This is a genomic window from Neisseria sp. P0008.S010 (assembly GCF_051962715.1).
GTDB classification, from domain to species: domain Bacteria; phylum Pseudomonadota; class Gammaproteobacteria; order Burkholderiales; family Neisseriaceae; genus Neisseria; species Neisseria elongata.
The window spans coordinates 44,048-59,439 of the sequence record NZ_JBQCVA010000008.1 but is presented as its reverse complement, the minus strand read 5'-3'; the positions used below and the strand labels follow the sequence as shown (position 1 = coordinate 59,439).

Below are 15,392 nucleotides of genomic sequence, written 5' to 3'. Positions count from 1 at the left end.
AGGAGCAATTAGGGGCGAAAACGGCCGAAAACCTGTGTTTGGGTTTCGGCTGTCGGGGGAAGGGCTTTTTGCAAAGGTCTCGGCCTTTTTTACTGCGTACGCTCAACCCTGCCGACGAATCAAAAAATCCAGTGCGGCCTCATAACCGTACACCCCCAGCCCGACAATCATACCCTCGGCAAGGTCCGACAAATAGGAATGATGACGGAAAGGTTCGCGGCGGTGGACATTGGAAATATGCACTTCGACAAACGGTATGGCCACACCGGCCAGCGCATCGCGGATGGCGACACTGGTGTGCGTATAAGCACCCGCATTGATGATGACTGCATCTACGCCTTCATTGCGGGCGGCATGGATGCGGTCTACCAGCCCGCCTTCGCTGTTACTCTGAAAACATTGCACCGCGACACCGCGCCCCGCCGCCGATTCAATCAGGCGGCGTTCTACATCGGCCAGCGTGTCCGCACCATAAATCTGCGGTTCGCGCGTACCGAGCAAATTGAGATTGGGTCCGTTGATTAACAGGATGTTTTTCATATCGGTTTATTCCTTGATATAAAACAAAAGTGTTGAGGCCGTCTGAAAACATCGGCCGGCAGGGAAACCCTTACAACAAACTTGCTGCAACTATAGGCATCATACACCTGATGTTCAAGTAGGATGCTACTGCAGAACGATCCGAATCGTGGAATGAGTTGCTTGCATTATCATTAAGAGGCCGTCTGAACAGCAACACTTAACTTTTCAGACGGCCTCTAAGCGTAGGATTGTATTTCTATAATACGCGGTTGATGAACAACTGCACGAAAAGAAACAGGTAAGACAGCGGCCAAAACAGGAAACTGCTTAATTTGGCATTGGCCACATTCGAAAGGGTGTTGTGCATATGATGCCATTCTATTTGTCGCAGCACGATACGGTTAAGCGCAAAACCGAAAATAAAATAGCCAAAGAAAGCAACGTTTCCCCAACCGAAATAAATACTCACGGCCAAAAAAACCAAACCTGCCGCATAAACGGCAAAACCGAGTTTCAATGCAGAGAAATCCGTAGTTTTCCCATCTTCTTCCTGATAATTTTCATCCATGATAATTATATCCTGTAAATCAATGTCATTTATCGAATGAGGATTATAATCCGTGGATAAATAAACGTCAAAAAAGGATATTTTGATATTTGTGCAGGCAAATATCGTTATGGCAAATTTAAGTGTACTGGTGGGGGAACGAATCAGATTGCAGCGAAAACGGCTTAAAATCAATCAAGAAAAATTGGCTTTGATTGCAGATATCGACCGCAGCTATATGGGACGGATCGAGCGTGGGGAGGTAAATATCACTTTGGATAAGCTATATGGACTATGTGCGGTATTGCAATGCGAGGCAGCCGAACTGTTGCCACTTCGGAGCGAACTGGATGAAAATAGATATGGGGTATTCGAGCAAGACAAATTGTCTTAATGCAATTAACACGACTTCCTACTACATGAGACCTTTGCAATAACATAGGTTACTAAAATTTTATGCTCAATCTCATTTTCAAAATGCAAAACCTTTCTGATTTTTCCTACTTTTTGCTCAATATTAGGAAGGTTTTAGGTAATTGAAAATTTTTTGGCGCATTTTTATGCGTCAAATTTCGCTAACAGGCTATTTTTGCAAAGGTCTCTACATGTATCGCATTTTCAAATTATCTCCAACCATATGAGGCCGTCTGAAAACGCTGCCAAGAAAAACGCCGTCTTTTCAGACGGCGTTTTGTACTGCTTATGCCTGCGGCTGTTCGTCGGCAGACGTTTCAACCGGAGCAGCGGCAACCGTTTCTCCCGCTTGCGCAGCCTGCTGCTCCGCCCATTGGCGGCGGCGCGTGCGGTGGTAAGTCAAGCCTGTACCGGCCGGAATCAGACGACCGACGATGACGTTCTCTTTCAGGCCGCGCAAGTCGTCCTGTTTGCCCATAATCGCGGCTTCGGTCAGGACGCGCGTGGTTTCCTGGAAGGACGCGGCAGAGATGAAGCTGTCGGTAGACAAAGAGGCTTTGGTAATACCCAGCAGGATATTTTCAAAGCGCGCCGGTTCTTTGCCGTCGGCCAATGCTTTCTCATTAACCGCCATCACTTCGGCGCGTTCTACCTGTTCGCCGGTGATGAAGCGGGTTTCGCCCGGATCGACAATGTTCACGCGGCGCAACATCTGACGGATGATGACTTCGATGTGTTTGTCGGAAATCTTCACGCCTTGCAGTCGGTAAACTTCCTGCACCTCTTGAACAATATAGCGCGCCAGTTCTTCGATGCCTTTCAACCGCAGGATGTCGTGCGGATCAACCGAACCGTCTACGATGGTTTCGCCGCGGTTTACGACTTGGCCGTCATGCACCAGAATCTGTTTCTCTTTGGAAATCAGGGTTTCGTAGACTATGCCGTCCACATCGGTAATGATGAGGCGTTGTTTGCCTTTGGTTTCTTTACCGAACGATACGGTACCCGTTACTTCGGCCAGCATGCCGGCATCTTTCGGGATACGGGCTTCAAACAATTCGGCCACGCGCGGCAGACCGCCGGTAATGTCGCGTGTTTTGGACGAAGCCTGCGGGATACGCGCCAATACGTCGCCTTTGCCGATTTCCTGTCCTTCGCGTACGGTAATCACCGCGCCAACCGGGAAGGCCATGGAAACGGGGGTTTCCGTGCCCGGGATTTTGACTTCTTCTCCGTTTTCGTCGAGCAGTTTTACCGTCGGACGCAGCAGTTTGCTGGTGCTGGAAGAGCGGCGTTTGCCGTCAATCACCACCAAAGTGGACAAGCCGGTGATTTCGTCGGTTTGTTTGGCAACGGTTACACCTTCTTCCACGTTTTCAAACTTCACAAGGCCGGCATGCTCGGTAATCATCGGACGGGTATGCGGATCCCAAGTAGCAAGGGTGATGCCTGCTTTGATGGTCGAACCGTCCTGTACCAGCAAAGTGGCACCGTAAGGTACTTTGTGGCGTTCGCGTTCGCGGCCGATTTCGTCGTGAATCACGACTTCAGAAGAGCGTCCGATAACGATCAGTTCGCCCTTATTGTTTGCCACATAACGCATTTGGCTGTTAAAGCGCACCGTACCGTTGGATTTCGCTTCCACGTGGCTCGCTGCCGCCGCACGGGAAGCCGCACCACCGATGTGGAAGGTACGCATGGTCAGCTGGGTACCTGGCTCACCGATCGATTGCGCCGCAATGACACCGACGGCTTCGCCCGCATTGACCAATTTACCGCGAGCCAAGTCACGGCCGTAACATTTCGAACACAGGCCGTAACGGGTTTTACAGGTAATCGGGGTGCGGACTTTCACTTCATCCACGCCGGAGTTGTCGATGATGTCCACCAGTTGTTCGGTCAGCAAGGTTCCGGCTTCCACCAGTGTTTCGTTGGTAGAAGGATCAACGATATCTTGTGCGGCCACACGACCCAAAATACGGTCGCGCAATGCTTCAATCACATCGCCGCCTTGTACCACGGCTTTCATGATGAAGCCGTCTGAAGTGCCGCAATCGTCCTCAACCACCACCAAATCTTGGGTAACGTCCACCAAACGGCGGGTCAGGTAACCGGAGTTGGCGGTTTTCAAAGCGGTATCGGCCAAACCCTTACGCGCACCGTGGGTCGCAATAAAGTATTGCAATACAGACAGGCCTTCGCGGAAGTTGGACGTAATCGGAGTTTCGATAATCGAGCCGTCAGGTTTTGCCATCAAGCCGCGCATACCGGAGAGCTGTTTAATCTGCGCCGCAGAACCACGGGCACCGGAGTCGGCCATCATGTAGATGGAGTTAAACGACTCTTGCTCCACTTCGTTGCCGTCACGGTCGATGACTTTCTGCTTAGACAGGTTGTCCATCATCGCTTTAGCGATTTTATCGCCGGCACGACCCCAAATATCGACCACTTTGTTGTAACGTTCGCCGTTGGTGACCAAGCCTTGACGGTATTGGTTTTCGATTTCTTTCACTTCGGCTTGCGCTTCGGCCAACAATTCCGGCTTCTCTTTCGGTATTTCCATGTCGTCCACACAGATGGAAATACCGCCTTTGGCTGCAAATCCGAAACCGGTATACATCAAGTGGTCGGCGAAAATAACCGTATCGCGCAAACCGCATAGGCGGAACGATGCGTTAATCAGCTTGGAAATTTCTTTTTTCTTCAGTGCCTTGTTGATGTATTCGAACGGCAGGCCCTTCGGCAGGATTTCGCTCAACAATGCACGGCCGACGGTGGTTTCGTAACGGGTAACGACAGGTTCGAATTCACCCGCTTCATTTTTCACCCATTCGCGCAGACGCACGGTAATTTTCGTACCCAATTCAACTTGTTTGGTGTGGTAGGCACGGTGTACTTCTTTAACATCAGCAAACAGGCTGCCTTCGCCCAAGCCGTTGATTTTGTCGCGGGTCATGTAATACAGACCCAATACGATGTCCTGAGACGGTACGATAATCGGCTCGCCGTTGGCAGGAGACAATACGTTGTTCGAAGCCAGCATCAAGGTACGGGCTTCCATTTGGGCTTCCAAGCTCAACGGAACGTGTACCGCCATTTGGTCACCGTCAAAGTCGGCGTTGAACGCGGCACATACCAACGGATGCAGCTGAATGGCTTTGCCTTCGATCAGGATGGGTTCAAACGCTTGAATGCCCAAACGGTGCAAGGTCGGCGCACGGTTCAGCATAATCGGATGTTCGCGGATAACCTCATCCAAAATATCCCATACTACCGGCACTTCTTGTTCGACCAGTTTTTTGGCCGCTTTCACGGTGGATGCCTCGCCGCGCAGTTCCAGCTTATGGAAAATAAACGGCTTGAACAGCTCCAAGGCCATTTTTTTCGGCAAACCGCATTGGTGCAGGCGCAAGTACGGACCAACGGTAATCACGGAACGACCTGAGTAGTCCACACGTTTACCCAACAGGTTTTGACGGAAACGACCACCCTTACCTTTAATCATGTCTGCCAATGATTTTAGCGGACGCTTGTTGGCGCCGGTCATGGCTTTACCGCGACGGCCGTTATCCAACAGTGAGTCAACCGCTTCTTGCAACATACGTTTTTCGTTGCGGACGATGATGTCGGGAGCGTGCAGTTCCAGCAGGCGTTTCAGACGGTTGTTACGGTTGATGACGCGGCGGTACAAATCGTTCAAATCGGAAGTGGCGAAACGGCCGCCGTCCAGCGGCACCAACGGGCGCAAATCGGGTGGCAATACCGGCAGCACGTCCATAATCATCCACTCCAGCTTCATGCCGCTGCGTTGGAACGCTTCCAATACTTTCAAGCGTTTGGCGATTTTTTTGATTTTGGTGTCCGAACCGGTGCTTTCCAATTCCTGACGCAGGATTTCGACTTCTTTCGCAATATCTAACTTCGCCAACAGATCGCGGATACCTTCCGCACCCATTTTTGCGTCGAAATCATCACCATATTCATCCAATTTCTGATAATAATCTTCTTCACTCAGCAATTGGCGGCGTTGCAACGGAGTCATACCGGGGTCGGTAACGACAAAAGCTTCGAAATACAATACGCGTTCGATGTCGCGCAAGGTCATATCCAACACCATACCCAAGCGGGACGGCAGGGACTTCAAGAACCAAATGTGTGCTACAGGTGCGGCCAGTTCGATATGGCCCATGCGTTCGCGGCGCACTTTGGACAGGGTTACTTCCACGCCGCATTTTTCACAGGTTACACCTTTGAATTTCAAACGTTTGTATTTTCCGCACAAACATTCGTAGTCTTTAACCGGTCCGAAGATTTTGGCGCAGAACAAGCCGTCGCGCTCGGGTTTGAAAGTGCGGTAGTTGATGGTTTCGGGCTTTTTCACTTCTCCATAAGACCACGAACGGATGGTTTCAGGAGAGGCGATGCCGATTTTGATGGCATCGAATTCTTCTTCTATTCCTGCGGTTTGCAGGGGATTAAACAGGTCTAACAATGCTTTCATTTTTGCTCCTTGGGACATTTCGTCCGCTTTGGCTGGGGCATACGGTATCGGAAATAAGGCAGGCCGTCTGAAAACGGCTTATCCGGCAACTGCACGGCTTGACTTTCCGATCGTACCTTTATCTTTTCGGGTTTCGGCTGAATATGGATGCCGGCACAAATGTCGGCTTTTCAGACGGCCTCACGTGGCAGAGGCCGTCTGAAACGGAACATTAATGGCGTTCCAAGTCGATATCCAAGCCCAAAGAACGGATTTCTTTGACCAATACATTGAATGATTCAGGCATGCCGGCATCAATTTTGTGTTCGCCTTTAACGATGTTTTCGTACATTTTGGTTCGTCCGTTTACATCGTCCGACTTAACGGTCAGCATTTCCTGCAAGGTATAGGCTGCACCGTAGGCCTCCAAAGCCCAAACCTCCATCTCACCGAAACGTTGTCCGCCGAACTGGGCCTTACCGCCAAGCGGCTGTTGGGTAACCAGCGAATACGGACCGGTCGAACGGGCATGCATTTTTTCATCCACCAAGTGGTGCAGTTTCAAATAATGCATCACGCCGACAGTTACTTTACGGTCAAAAGGTTCGCCGGAACGGCCGTCATACAGGGTGATTTGGGTTTTGGTGTCGTTAAAGCCCAATTTTTGTACTTCGGGGTCATCGCTTGGATAGGCCAAATCAAGGAAGGCTTTGATTTCAGTCTCATGCGCACCGTCAAATACGGGAGAGGCAAAAGTAGCACCGTTACGCAGATTTTGCGCCAATACCAAGATTTCTTCATCACTCAGTTGCGACAAATCTTCCTTATGCATATCCGGCCCGCCCAAATCACCGTTGTACATGGTATCCAGGAATTTGCGGATTTCGCTTGTTTTGCGCTGCTCATCAAGCATACGGCCGATACGCTCACCGATGCCTTTGGCTGCCCATCCCAAGTGAACCTCCAAAATCTGGCCGATGTTCATACGGGAAGGTACGCCCAGCGGGTTCAACACGATATCTACCGGACGACCGTCTGCCATGTAAGGCATATCTTCTACCGGCAGAATGCGGGATACCACACCTTTGTTACCGTGGCGGCCGGCCATTTTGTCGCCGGCTTGCAGACGGCGTTTGATGGCAATAAATACTTTCACCATTTTTTGTACGCCGGGTTGCAATTCGTCGCCCTGAGTCATTTTTTTCTTCTTGATTTCAAACAGGGTTTCCGCTTCTTCACGTTTGTCCTGTAAGCTACCTTTAATCAATTCCAACTGCTTAGCAATGTTTTCATCGGCAACACGTACATCAAACCAATCGTGTTTGCTGGGCAAACCTGCCAGATATTCGGCGGTAATCTTACTGCCTTTAGCCAATTTCATCGGCCCGCCATTGGCTTTTTGACCGACTATCATGCGTTCGATACGGTCAAATGCATCGTTATCGAAAATTCTCAGTTGGTCATTCAAGTCCAAACGGTAACGTTTCAGTTCGGCATCAATAATCGCTTGGGCACGCTTGTCCCGCTGGATACCTTCTCGGGTAAAGACTTGAACGTCGATGACTGTACCGCTCATACCGGTAGGCATACGCAGCGAAGTATCTTTCACGTCGGATGCTTTTTCACCAAAAATGGCGCGCAGCAATTTCTCTTCGGGAGTCAGCTGGGTTTCACCCTTAGGCGTTACTTTACCCACTAACACGTCGCCGGCTTCCACTTCCGCACCGATATAAACGATACCGGATTCGTCCAAACGGCTTTGCATACGCTCGGACAAGTTCGGAATATCACGGGTAATATCTTCCGCACCCAGCTTGGTGTCGCGGGCAACGACATTCAACTCTTCAATATGAATCGAGGTATAACGGTCGTCTGCAGCCACCTTTTCCGAAATCAAAATCGAGTCTTCATAGTTGTATCCGTTCCACGGCATAAAGGCGATAACCATGTTCTGACCCAAAGCCAACTCACCTAAGTCGGTAGATGCGCCGTCTGCCACCAGATCGCCACGTTGCAATACGTCTCCCGCTTTCACAGCCGGACGTTGGTTGATATTTGTGGATTGATTGGAACGGGTGAATTTCACCAAATTGTAAATATCCACGCCTACTTCGCCGGCAACTGCTTCGTCGTCATGGACGCGCACTACCACACGATTAGCATCAACATATTCAACCACACCGCCGCGACGCGCCACAATGGCAGTGGCACTATCGACCGCAACGGCACGTTCGATACCGGTACCGACCATCGGTTTTTCAGCACGCAGACAAGGCACCGCTTGACGCTGCATGTTGGCACCCATCAAAGCACGGTTCGCATCATCATGCTCCAAGAATGGAATCAAAGAGGCTGCAACCGATACTGCCTGGCCGGTTGCCACATCCATATATTGAACCCGATCTGTTGTAGCCATGATGGTCTCGCCTTTCTCACGGCAAGTGACCAAATCATCTACCAAATGACCTTCTTCATCTAATGCGGCATTCGCCTGAGCAATAACGAAGCGGCCTTCTTCAATTGCAGACAAATATTCAATATCGTCAGTTACTTTACCATCTACCACTCGACGATATGGAGTTTCAAGGAAACCGTAATCATTGGTGCGGGCATAGACTGATAACGAGTTAATCAGACCGATATTCGGACCCTCAGGCGTCTCAATCGGACAAACACGACCATAATGAGTCGGATGTACGTCGCGCACTTCGAAACCGGCACGTTCACGCGTCAAACCACCCGGTCCCAATGCTGAAACACGACGTTTATGGGTAATTTCCGACAACGGATTAGTCTGATCCATAAACTGCGACAGTTGGCTGGATCCGAAAAATTCTTTAATTGCCGCAGAAACAGGTTTGGCATTGATTAAGTCTGTCGGCATTAAATTTTCCGACTCGGCCTGATTCAACCGCTCTTTAACCGCACGTTCGACACGTGATAATCCGCTACGGAATTGATTTTCTGCCAATTCACCAACAGAACGAACACGGCGGTTGCCCAAATGGTCGATATCGTCTACTTCCCCATGACCATTGCGCAATTCCACCAATGTGGCGATAGAGGCAACAATATCCTCCACACCCAAAACAAAACCACCTTTTTCTGCAGCACCGGCAAATGTCTCGTTCAATAATCTGCCATACCATGAAGCCTTTTGCTCAGAGGTCAATTTTTGTTCATAGGTGCGAGTATTAAATTTCATTCTGCCGACACGCGACAAATCATAACTGTCTTCGTTAAAAAACAGTCTGTTAAACAATAGCTCCACTGCTTCTTCAGTGGGAGGTTCCCCAGGACGCATCATTCTGTAAATAGCAACCCTAGCAGCATGCTGATCAGCAGTTTCATCGGTACGTAAGGTTGCCGAAATATAGCCACCTTGATCCAAATCATTTATATATAGTGTTTGAATTTCTTGTACGTCATTGATATCAAACTGCGCCAACAATTCTTCCGTAATTTCACTATTTGCAATCGCCAAGACCTCACCTGTATCGGCAGAGATGACATCTTTTGCTAAAGTTCGGCCCACTAAACTCTCTGGATCAACGCGCAACCTTTCCAAACCAGATTTTTCAATATCGCGAATATTCTTTGCAGTAATACGCTTGCCAGCGGCAACTAATACATTACCCTCTTTATCGACGATATCAAACTTGGCTGTTTCACCTTTCAGACGGCCTGCAATTAAACTCGTTTCAACGCCATCTTTTAAGAAATAAAACGTTTCTTTATCATAAAATGTATCTAAGATCTGCTCATCGTTATAACCTAAAGCTTTTAACAGAATAGTTACAGGCATTTTACGGCGGCGGTCGATACGGAAATACAATAGATCCTTCGGATCAAATTCAAAATCCAACCAGGAACCACGGTAAGGAATAACCCGCGCAGAAAATAACAACTTGCCGGACGAATGTGTCTTACCGCGATCATGTTCAAAAAATACGCCAGGAGAGCGATGTAGTTGAGAAACAATGACACGCTCCGTACCATTGATAACAAAAGATCCACTAGGTGTCATTAAAGGAATTTCTCCCATATACACCTCATTTTCCCGCACCTCTTTAATTACATCTTGTTTCGATGATTCTTTATCCAGAATAACCAACCGGATACGTGCACGCAGAGGGGCTGCATATGTTATTCCCCGCAACTGGCATTCAGGGATATCAAAAAGAGGCTCTCCCAAAATATAATGAACAAACTCCAGACGAGCATAGCCATTATGACTAACAATAGGGAAAATTGAATTAAATGCAGCCTGAAGTCCCTCATCCATACGCTCATCATAGGAAGCACCCTGCTGTAAAAATTTAGCATACGAGTCTAATTGCGTCGCCAGCAAGAAAGGAACATCAAGAACATTGTCACGCTTCGCAAAACTTTTACGAATACGTTTTTTCTCTGTAAAAGAATAAGCCATCCCAAAAACACTCCAATTAGTTGAAACTACTTAATATCAACGCAATGCGGTTTATTTCGTCTCAAATGAGAAATACAACACAAGGCTGTTAATTTACCTAAATTTTCACATAAAAATCACATCTATGAAAATTTAGGTAAATATTTAACCTATTCAGTAAATGCAATAAGGCTGGCAGCCAAGCTGCCAGCCCTTTACATATAAAAATTTTATTTGATTTCGACTTTAGCGCCGGCTTCTTCCAATTGTTTTTGGATGTCTTCAGCTTCAGCTTTAGAAACACCTTCTTTAAGAGTTTTAGGTGCACCATCAACGATGTCTTTAGCTTCTTTCAGACCCAGACCAGTAATTGCGCGAACTACTTTAATCACGCCAACTTTTTGGTCACCGGCAGAAGCCAATACTACGTCAAATTCAGTTTTTTCTTCAGCGGCAGCAGCACCAGCACCAGCAGGACCCGCAACTGCAACTGCAGCAGCAGAAACACCGAATTTTTCTTCAAAAGCTTTAACCAAGTCGTTCAATTCCATTACGGTCAAAGAACCAACTGCTTCCAAAATGTCTTCTTTAGTAATAGCCATGCTATTTATACTCCAAATATTGTATTAAAAAATAATTGATTAACAGAAACAAAATTGATTAAGCGGCTTCTTCGCCTGCTTTTTTCTCTGCCAAAGCAGCCAAACCGCGCGCAAAGCCTGATACAGGAGCTTGCATAACGAACAACAGTTTGGACAACAGCTCTTCGCGGCTCGGAATAGAAGCCAACTCAGCAACCTGAGCAGCATTCATTACTTCACCATTGTAAGAACCGGCTTTAACTACAATCTTGTCATCTTTTTTCGCGAATTGGTGCAACACTTTAGCAGCAGCAACAGCATCTTCAGAAGCAGCATAAACCAATGGACCAACCATTTGATCAGCCAAAGCTGCGAATGAAGTACCCTCTACTGCACGACGAGCCAATGTGTTTTTCAGAACGCGCAAGTAAACGCCTTCTTTACGCGCATTTGCACGAAGCTCAGTCATACTGGAAACACTGATACCGCGATATTCAGCAACTACGAGAGTCTGAGCGTTAGCAATTGCTGCGCTGATTTCCTCTACGGCTACTTTCTTGGTTTCAATATTGAGACTCAAGGTCTACCTCCCACTGTTTATAAACAGGATATCGGAATGATATCCCACCAGCGCGGTAACCTAAAAAGACATCTTACAAGCAATCTTGCAATGTGTTTCAGGACTACCGTCTGCGTAGGGCAGTTACGATTAAATCTTGCGATCCCTACGGTCTTGGACATCTACTTAATTCTAAGTAGCCCAAATTCAAGCAACTCAAAAATAGAGTTGCTTGAAAATTTCTTAGATTAGTTATTCACGCTTGATGTATCAACGCGAACACCTAAACCCATAGTGCTGGATACAGCAACTTTTTTCAGGTACTGACCTTTAGCGGCAGCAGGTTTAGCTTTAACGATAGCGTCCAGCAATGCATCAAAGTTCTCTTTCAAATCAGCCTCAGCGAATGAAGCACGACCGATAGTTGCATGAACGATACCTGCTTTATCTGTACGATATTGCACCTGACCAGCTTTTGCATTTTTAACTGCTTCAGCTACATTAGGAGTAACAGTACCCACTTTAGGGTTTGGCATCAAACCACGCGGACCCAAGATAGTACCCAGCTGACCAACGATGCGCATTGCATCAGGAGAAGCAATAACGACATCAAAGTTCAGATTGCCTGCCTTGATCTCAGCAGCTAAATCTTCAAAGCCGACAACATCAGCACCAGCTTCTTTAGCTGCATCAGCATTTGCACCTTGAGTAAATACTGCTACGCGAGTTGTTTTACCAGTACCTTTAGGCAGAACAACTGAACCACGGATAACTTGGTCAGATTTACGCGGATCAACACCCAAGTTGAAAGATACATCAACAGACTCGTCAAATTTAGCAGTCGCTGCTTTTTTTACCAAAGCAATTGCTTCATCAATTGCATATAATTTATTGGCTTCAACAGAAGAGCGCAAAGCTTTCAAGCGTTTAGATACTCTAGCCATTATACAACACCCTCCACATCCAAGCCCATTGAGCGAGCAGAACCAGCAATAGTACGAACGGCAGCATCTAAGTCAGCAGCAGTCAAATCTGGTTCTTTAGTTTTAGCAATTTCTTCCAACTGAGCACGGGTCAATTTACCCACTTTATTTGTCAGAGGATTAGAACTACCTTTTTGCAGACCAGCAGCTTTTTTCAACAGAATAGAGGCTGGAGGAGTTTTCATCACAAAAGTGAATGATTTATCCGCAAATGCAGTAATGACAACTGGAATCGGCAAACCAGGCTCCATGCCTTGAGTTGCAGCATTAAATGCTTTACAGAATTCCATAATATTCAAACCACGCTGACCCAAAGCAGGACCAACTGGGGGAGATGGATTGGCTTTACCTGCAGGAATTTGCAGTTTGATGTAGCCGATAATTTTCTTTGCCACTTATAGGACTCCTAAAAACGGGTATAGCGCGGAACCATTTCCGCTTCCCAAAAACGCAGTATTCTACTCTAAAAAATACAAAAAATCAAAACTTAGAAATAACTTAATCATTAGCTAGGCATCTTTTTACATATTGTATTGCCAAAATTTCAGCTGCATAATGCCAGAATAATCCTAATTTTTTTCAACTTGCCCAAAATCAAGCTCAACAGGGGTTTCCCTACCAAAGATTTGTACTGAGACACGAAGCTTACTTCTTTCATAATTAACTTCGCTAACAATACCATTAAAGTCAGCAAATGGCCCTTCGGTTACCCGCACCTGTTGGCCGACTTCAAACTCTACGCGCGGCTTAGGCTTATCTCCCCCTATCTGTATTTGAGCTAGAATGGAATCAACCTCCCTTTGGGAAATCGGCAAAGGCCGATTAGCCTCCCCACCAACAAATCCTGACACTCTAGGTGTACTTCTCACTAGATGCCAAGAATCATCCGACATTTCCATCTCTACCAAAACATAACCAGGAAAAAATTTCCGCTCACTTACTGTGCGCCGCCCATTTTTGATATCCACAACCTCTTCTGTTGGTACTAATATCTTTCCAAAAGATGCACCCATCCCCTCTCTTTCAATTCTATCCTTAAGTGCCTTTTGTACATTTTTTTCAAAACCAGAGTAAGCCTGAACTACATACCATTTTTTAGACATAACTAACCCTTCTTCATCAATAGATCAAACAATACCCAAGAAATTAAAAAATCAGCCAAATAAATAAAAATTGTCAATATTGTAACAAATATTAAAACAAAAATTGTCATCTTCGTCGCATAAGCTTTATCAGGCCAAACTACTTTTTTTAGTTCTACAACGGAATTTTTAAAATATATTAGTAGACGAGCAAAATTACCCCATATTAAGACAATGCCGGCAACAAATACTGAAGTTGACAAAATAGCAGTCCTTAAAATTTCAGAACTACCAAATAAATATTTTGAATTTGTAAACCAAATTGAAAAAACAATAATCGCCAATGCAATAATAATTTTAAACAATGTACTTACAATGGACTTTTTAACATTCTGGACCTTATCATTTAACTCCTTATTTAGTATTTTACTTGAAGTAAATCCATTTTCAGGCTTTTGTTCAGACATTACATTTTACCCATAAAGAAAAAACTAACCGACACAAGGCCGGTTAGTTTTAGATTTGGCAGGCCAAGAGGGTCTCGAACCCCCAACCCTCGGTTTTGGAGACCGATACTCTACCAATTGAGCTATTGGCCTCTAAAAGTTAAGCGATGATAGAAGAAACTACGCCCGCACCTACGGTACGACCACCTTCGCGAATCGCAAAGCGCAGACCTTCTTCCATAGCGATCGGTGCAATCAGTTCTACAGTGATGGCTACATTCTCACCAGGCATAACCATTTCTACACCTTCTTCCAAAGTAACCGCGCCGGTTACGTCGGTAGTACGGAAATAGAATTGTGGACGGTAGTTAGCGAAGAACGGAGTATGACGACCACCCTCTTCTTTGCTCAATACGTATACTTCTGCTTTAAATTTGGTGTGCGGAGTGATGGTACCCGGTTTAGCCAATACTTGACCGCGTTCCACTTCTTCACGTTTAGTACCGCGCAGCAATACGCCTACGTTGTCACCGGCCTGACCTTCGTCCAGCAGTTTGCGGAACATTTCAACACCGGTACAAGTAGTTTTTTGGGTTTCTTTCAGGCCTACGATTTCGATCTCGTCACCAACGTGGATGACACCGCGCTCTACACGGCCGGTTACTACTGTACCGCGACCGGAGATGGAGAATACGTCTTCGATAGGCAACAGGAACGGTTTGTCCACTGCACGCTCGGGAGTTGGGATGTAGCTGTCCAATGCGGCAGCCAGTTCGAAGATTTTTTCTTCGTAAGCGGCATCGCCTTCCAAGGCTTTCAGTGCAGAACCTTGTACGATCGGGCAGTCGTCGCCTGGGAAGTCGTAGCTTGACAGCAAGTCACGGATTTCCATTTCAACCAGTTCCAACAGCTCGGCATCGTCAACCATGTCGCATTTGTTCATGAACACGATGATGTAAGGTACGCCTACTTGGCGGGCCAACAGGATGTGTTCGCGGGTTTGCGGCATAGGACCATCGGCAGCAGAACATACCAAGATTGCGCCGTCCATTTGTGCAGCACCGGTAATCATGTTTTTAACGTAGTCGGCGTGACCCGGGCAGTCTACGTGTGCGTAGTGGCGGGTTTCGGTTTCGTATTCTACGTGTGAGGTATTAATGGTAATACCGCGGGCTTTTTCTTCGGGAGCGTTGTCGATTTGGTCGTAAGCTTTTGCAGCACCACCGAATTTTTTAGCCAAAATAGTAGTCAAAGCAGCAGTCAGGGTGGTTTTACCATGGTCAACGTGACCGATGGTGCCAACGTTTACGTGCGGTTTGCTACGTTCAAATTTTTCCTTTGCCATGGCAAATTTCCTATCTCAAATTACT

Annotated in this window: 12 protein-coding genes and 1 tRNA gene; 1 reads left to right on the top strand and 12 read right to left on the bottom strand. The window is 46.9% G+C overall.

The features are described from left to right. Positions 1–102: 102 nt before the first annotated feature. A complete protein-coding gene (aroQ, locus tag ACTHSL_RS03850) occupies positions 103–540 on the bottom strand; it encodes a type II 3-dehydroquinate dehydratase (protein ID WP_440380399.1) in 438 nt (145 codons plus the stop codon). Positions 541–778: 238 nt separating this feature from the next. Then, entirely contained in the window at positions 779–1,090 is a 312-nt protein-coding gene (locus ACTHSL_RS03845; RefSeq protein ID WP_107971587.1) for a hypothetical protein, read from the bottom strand. 109 nt (positions 1,091–1,199) lie between these two features. Between ACTHSL_RS03845 and ACTHSL_RS03840 the strand changes: the two genes are divergently transcribed. Then, positions 1,200–1,463 carry a helix-turn-helix domain-containing protein gene (locus ACTHSL_RS03840; protein WP_049252333.1) on the top strand — a complete coding sequence of 88 codons (264 nt, stop codon included), beginning with the start codon at positions 1,200–1,202 and terminating at the stop codon, positions 1,461–1,463. A gap of 306 nt (positions 1,464–1,769) precedes the next feature. On the opposite strand, the gene rpoC is transcribed toward ACTHSL_RS03840, so the two are convergent. The 10 genes from rpoC to tuf form a co-directional block, all read right to left on the bottom strand. After that, positions 1,770–5,984: a DNA-directed RNA polymerase subunit beta' gene (gene rpoC, locus ACTHSL_RS03835; protein WP_440380398.1), complete on the bottom strand. Its 4,215-nt coding sequence runs from the start codon at positions 5,982–5,984 to the stop codon at positions 1,770–1,772. A gap of 211 nt (positions 5,985–6,195) precedes the next feature. Beyond that, positions 6,196–10,392: a DNA-directed RNA polymerase subunit beta gene (gene rpoB, locus ACTHSL_RS03830; protein WP_440380397.1), complete on the bottom strand. Its 4,197-nt coding sequence runs from the start codon at positions 10,390–10,392 to the stop codon at positions 6,196–6,198. 209 nt (positions 10,393–10,601) lie between these two features. Then, complete coding sequence (gene rplL, locus ACTHSL_RS03825; RefSeq protein ID WP_003677916.1) at positions 10,602–10,973, bottom strand: 50S ribosomal protein L7/L12; 372 nt, start codon at positions 10,971–10,973, stop codon at positions 10,602–10,604. Positions 10,974–11,031: 58 nt separating this feature from the next. Beyond that, the gene (gene rplJ, locus ACTHSL_RS03820) at positions 11,032–11,532 is read right to left on the bottom strand and encodes a 50S ribosomal protein L10 (protein WP_003760504.1); all 501 of its coding nucleotides are present in this window, start codon (positions 11,530–11,532) and stop codon (positions 11,032–11,034) included. A 227-nt stretch (positions 11,533–11,759) separates the two neighbouring features. Then, positions 11,760–12,455 carry a 50S ribosomal protein L1 gene (gene rplA, locus ACTHSL_RS03815; protein ID WP_107886310.1) on the bottom strand — a complete coding sequence of 232 codons (696 nt, stop codon included), beginning with the start codon at positions 12,453–12,455 and terminating at the stop codon, positions 11,760–11,762. Next, positions 12,455–12,889, bottom strand: a complete 435-nt coding sequence (rplK, locus tag ACTHSL_RS03810; protein ID WP_002220151.1) for a 50S ribosomal protein L11 — start codon at positions 12,887–12,889, stop codon at positions 12,455–12,457. Before rplK ends, rplA begins: the two co-directional genes overlap by 1 nt. A 174-nt stretch (positions 12,890–13,063) precedes the next feature. Next, positions 13,064–13,597, bottom strand: a complete 534-nt coding sequence (gene nusG, locus ACTHSL_RS03805) for a transcription termination/antitermination protein NusG (protein WP_070452829.1) — start codon at positions 13,595–13,597, stop codon at positions 13,064–13,066. 2 nt (positions 13,598–13,599) lie between these two features. Next, positions 13,600–14,043, bottom strand: a complete 444-nt coding sequence (secE, locus tag ACTHSL_RS03800) for a preprotein translocase subunit SecE (RefSeq protein ID WP_107993273.1) — start codon at positions 14,041–14,043, stop codon at positions 13,600–13,602. 56 nt (positions 14,044–14,099) lie between these two features. After that, positions 14,100–14,175 (bottom strand) — tRNA-Trp (locus tag ACTHSL_RS03795). 7 nt (positions 14,176–14,182) lie between these two features. Continuing rightward, positions 14,183–15,367 carry an elongation factor Tu gene (tuf, locus tag ACTHSL_RS03790; RefSeq protein ID WP_003742643.1) on the bottom strand — a complete coding sequence of 395 codons (1,185 nt, stop codon included), beginning with the start codon at positions 15,365–15,367 and terminating at the stop codon, positions 14,183–14,185. Between the last annotated feature and the right edge of the window lie 25 nt (positions 15,368–15,392).

What these genes read in the sequence shown, in the direction of transcription:
- nusG (WP_070452829.1), bottom strand. Translation starts at nt 13,597, where the DNA reads ATGTCTAAAAAATGGTATGTAGTTCAGGCTTACTCTGGTTTTGAAAAA.
- rplL (WP_003677916.1), bottom strand. Translation starts at nt 10,973, where the DNA reads ATGGCTATTACTAAAGAAGACATTTTGGAAGCAGTTGGTTCTTTGACC.
- ACTHSL_RS03840 (WP_049252333.1), top strand. Translation starts at nt 1,200, where the DNA reads ATGGCAAATTTAAGTGTACTGGTGGGGGAACGAATCAGATTGCAGCGA.
- rpoC (WP_440380398.1), bottom strand. Translation starts at nt 5,984, where the DNA reads ATGAAAGCATTGTTAGACCTGTTTAATCCCCTGCAAACCGCAGGAATA.
- tuf (WP_003742643.1), bottom strand. Translation starts at nt 15,367, where the DNA reads ATGGCAAAGGAAAAATTTGAACGTAGCAAACCGCACGTAAACGTTGGC.
- secE (WP_107993273.1), bottom strand. Translation starts at nt 14,043, where the DNA reads ATGTCTGAACAAAAGCCTGAAAATGGATTTACTTCAAGTAAAATACTA.
- aroQ (WP_440380399.1), bottom strand. Translation starts at nt 540, where the DNA reads ATGAAAAACATCCTGTTAATCAACGGACCCAATCTCAATTTGCTCGGT.
- ACTHSL_RS03845 (WP_107971587.1), bottom strand. Translation starts at nt 1,090, where the DNA reads ATGGATGAAAATTATCAGGAAGAAGATGGGAAAACTACGGATTTCTCT.
- rplA (WP_107886310.1), bottom strand. Translation starts at nt 12,455, where the DNA reads ATGGCTAGAGTATCTAAACGCTTGAAAGCTTTGCGCTCTTCTGTTGAA.
- rpoB (WP_440380397.1), bottom strand. Translation starts at nt 10,392, where the DNA reads ATGGCTTATTCTTTTACAGAGAAAAAACGTATTCGTAAAAGTTTTGCG.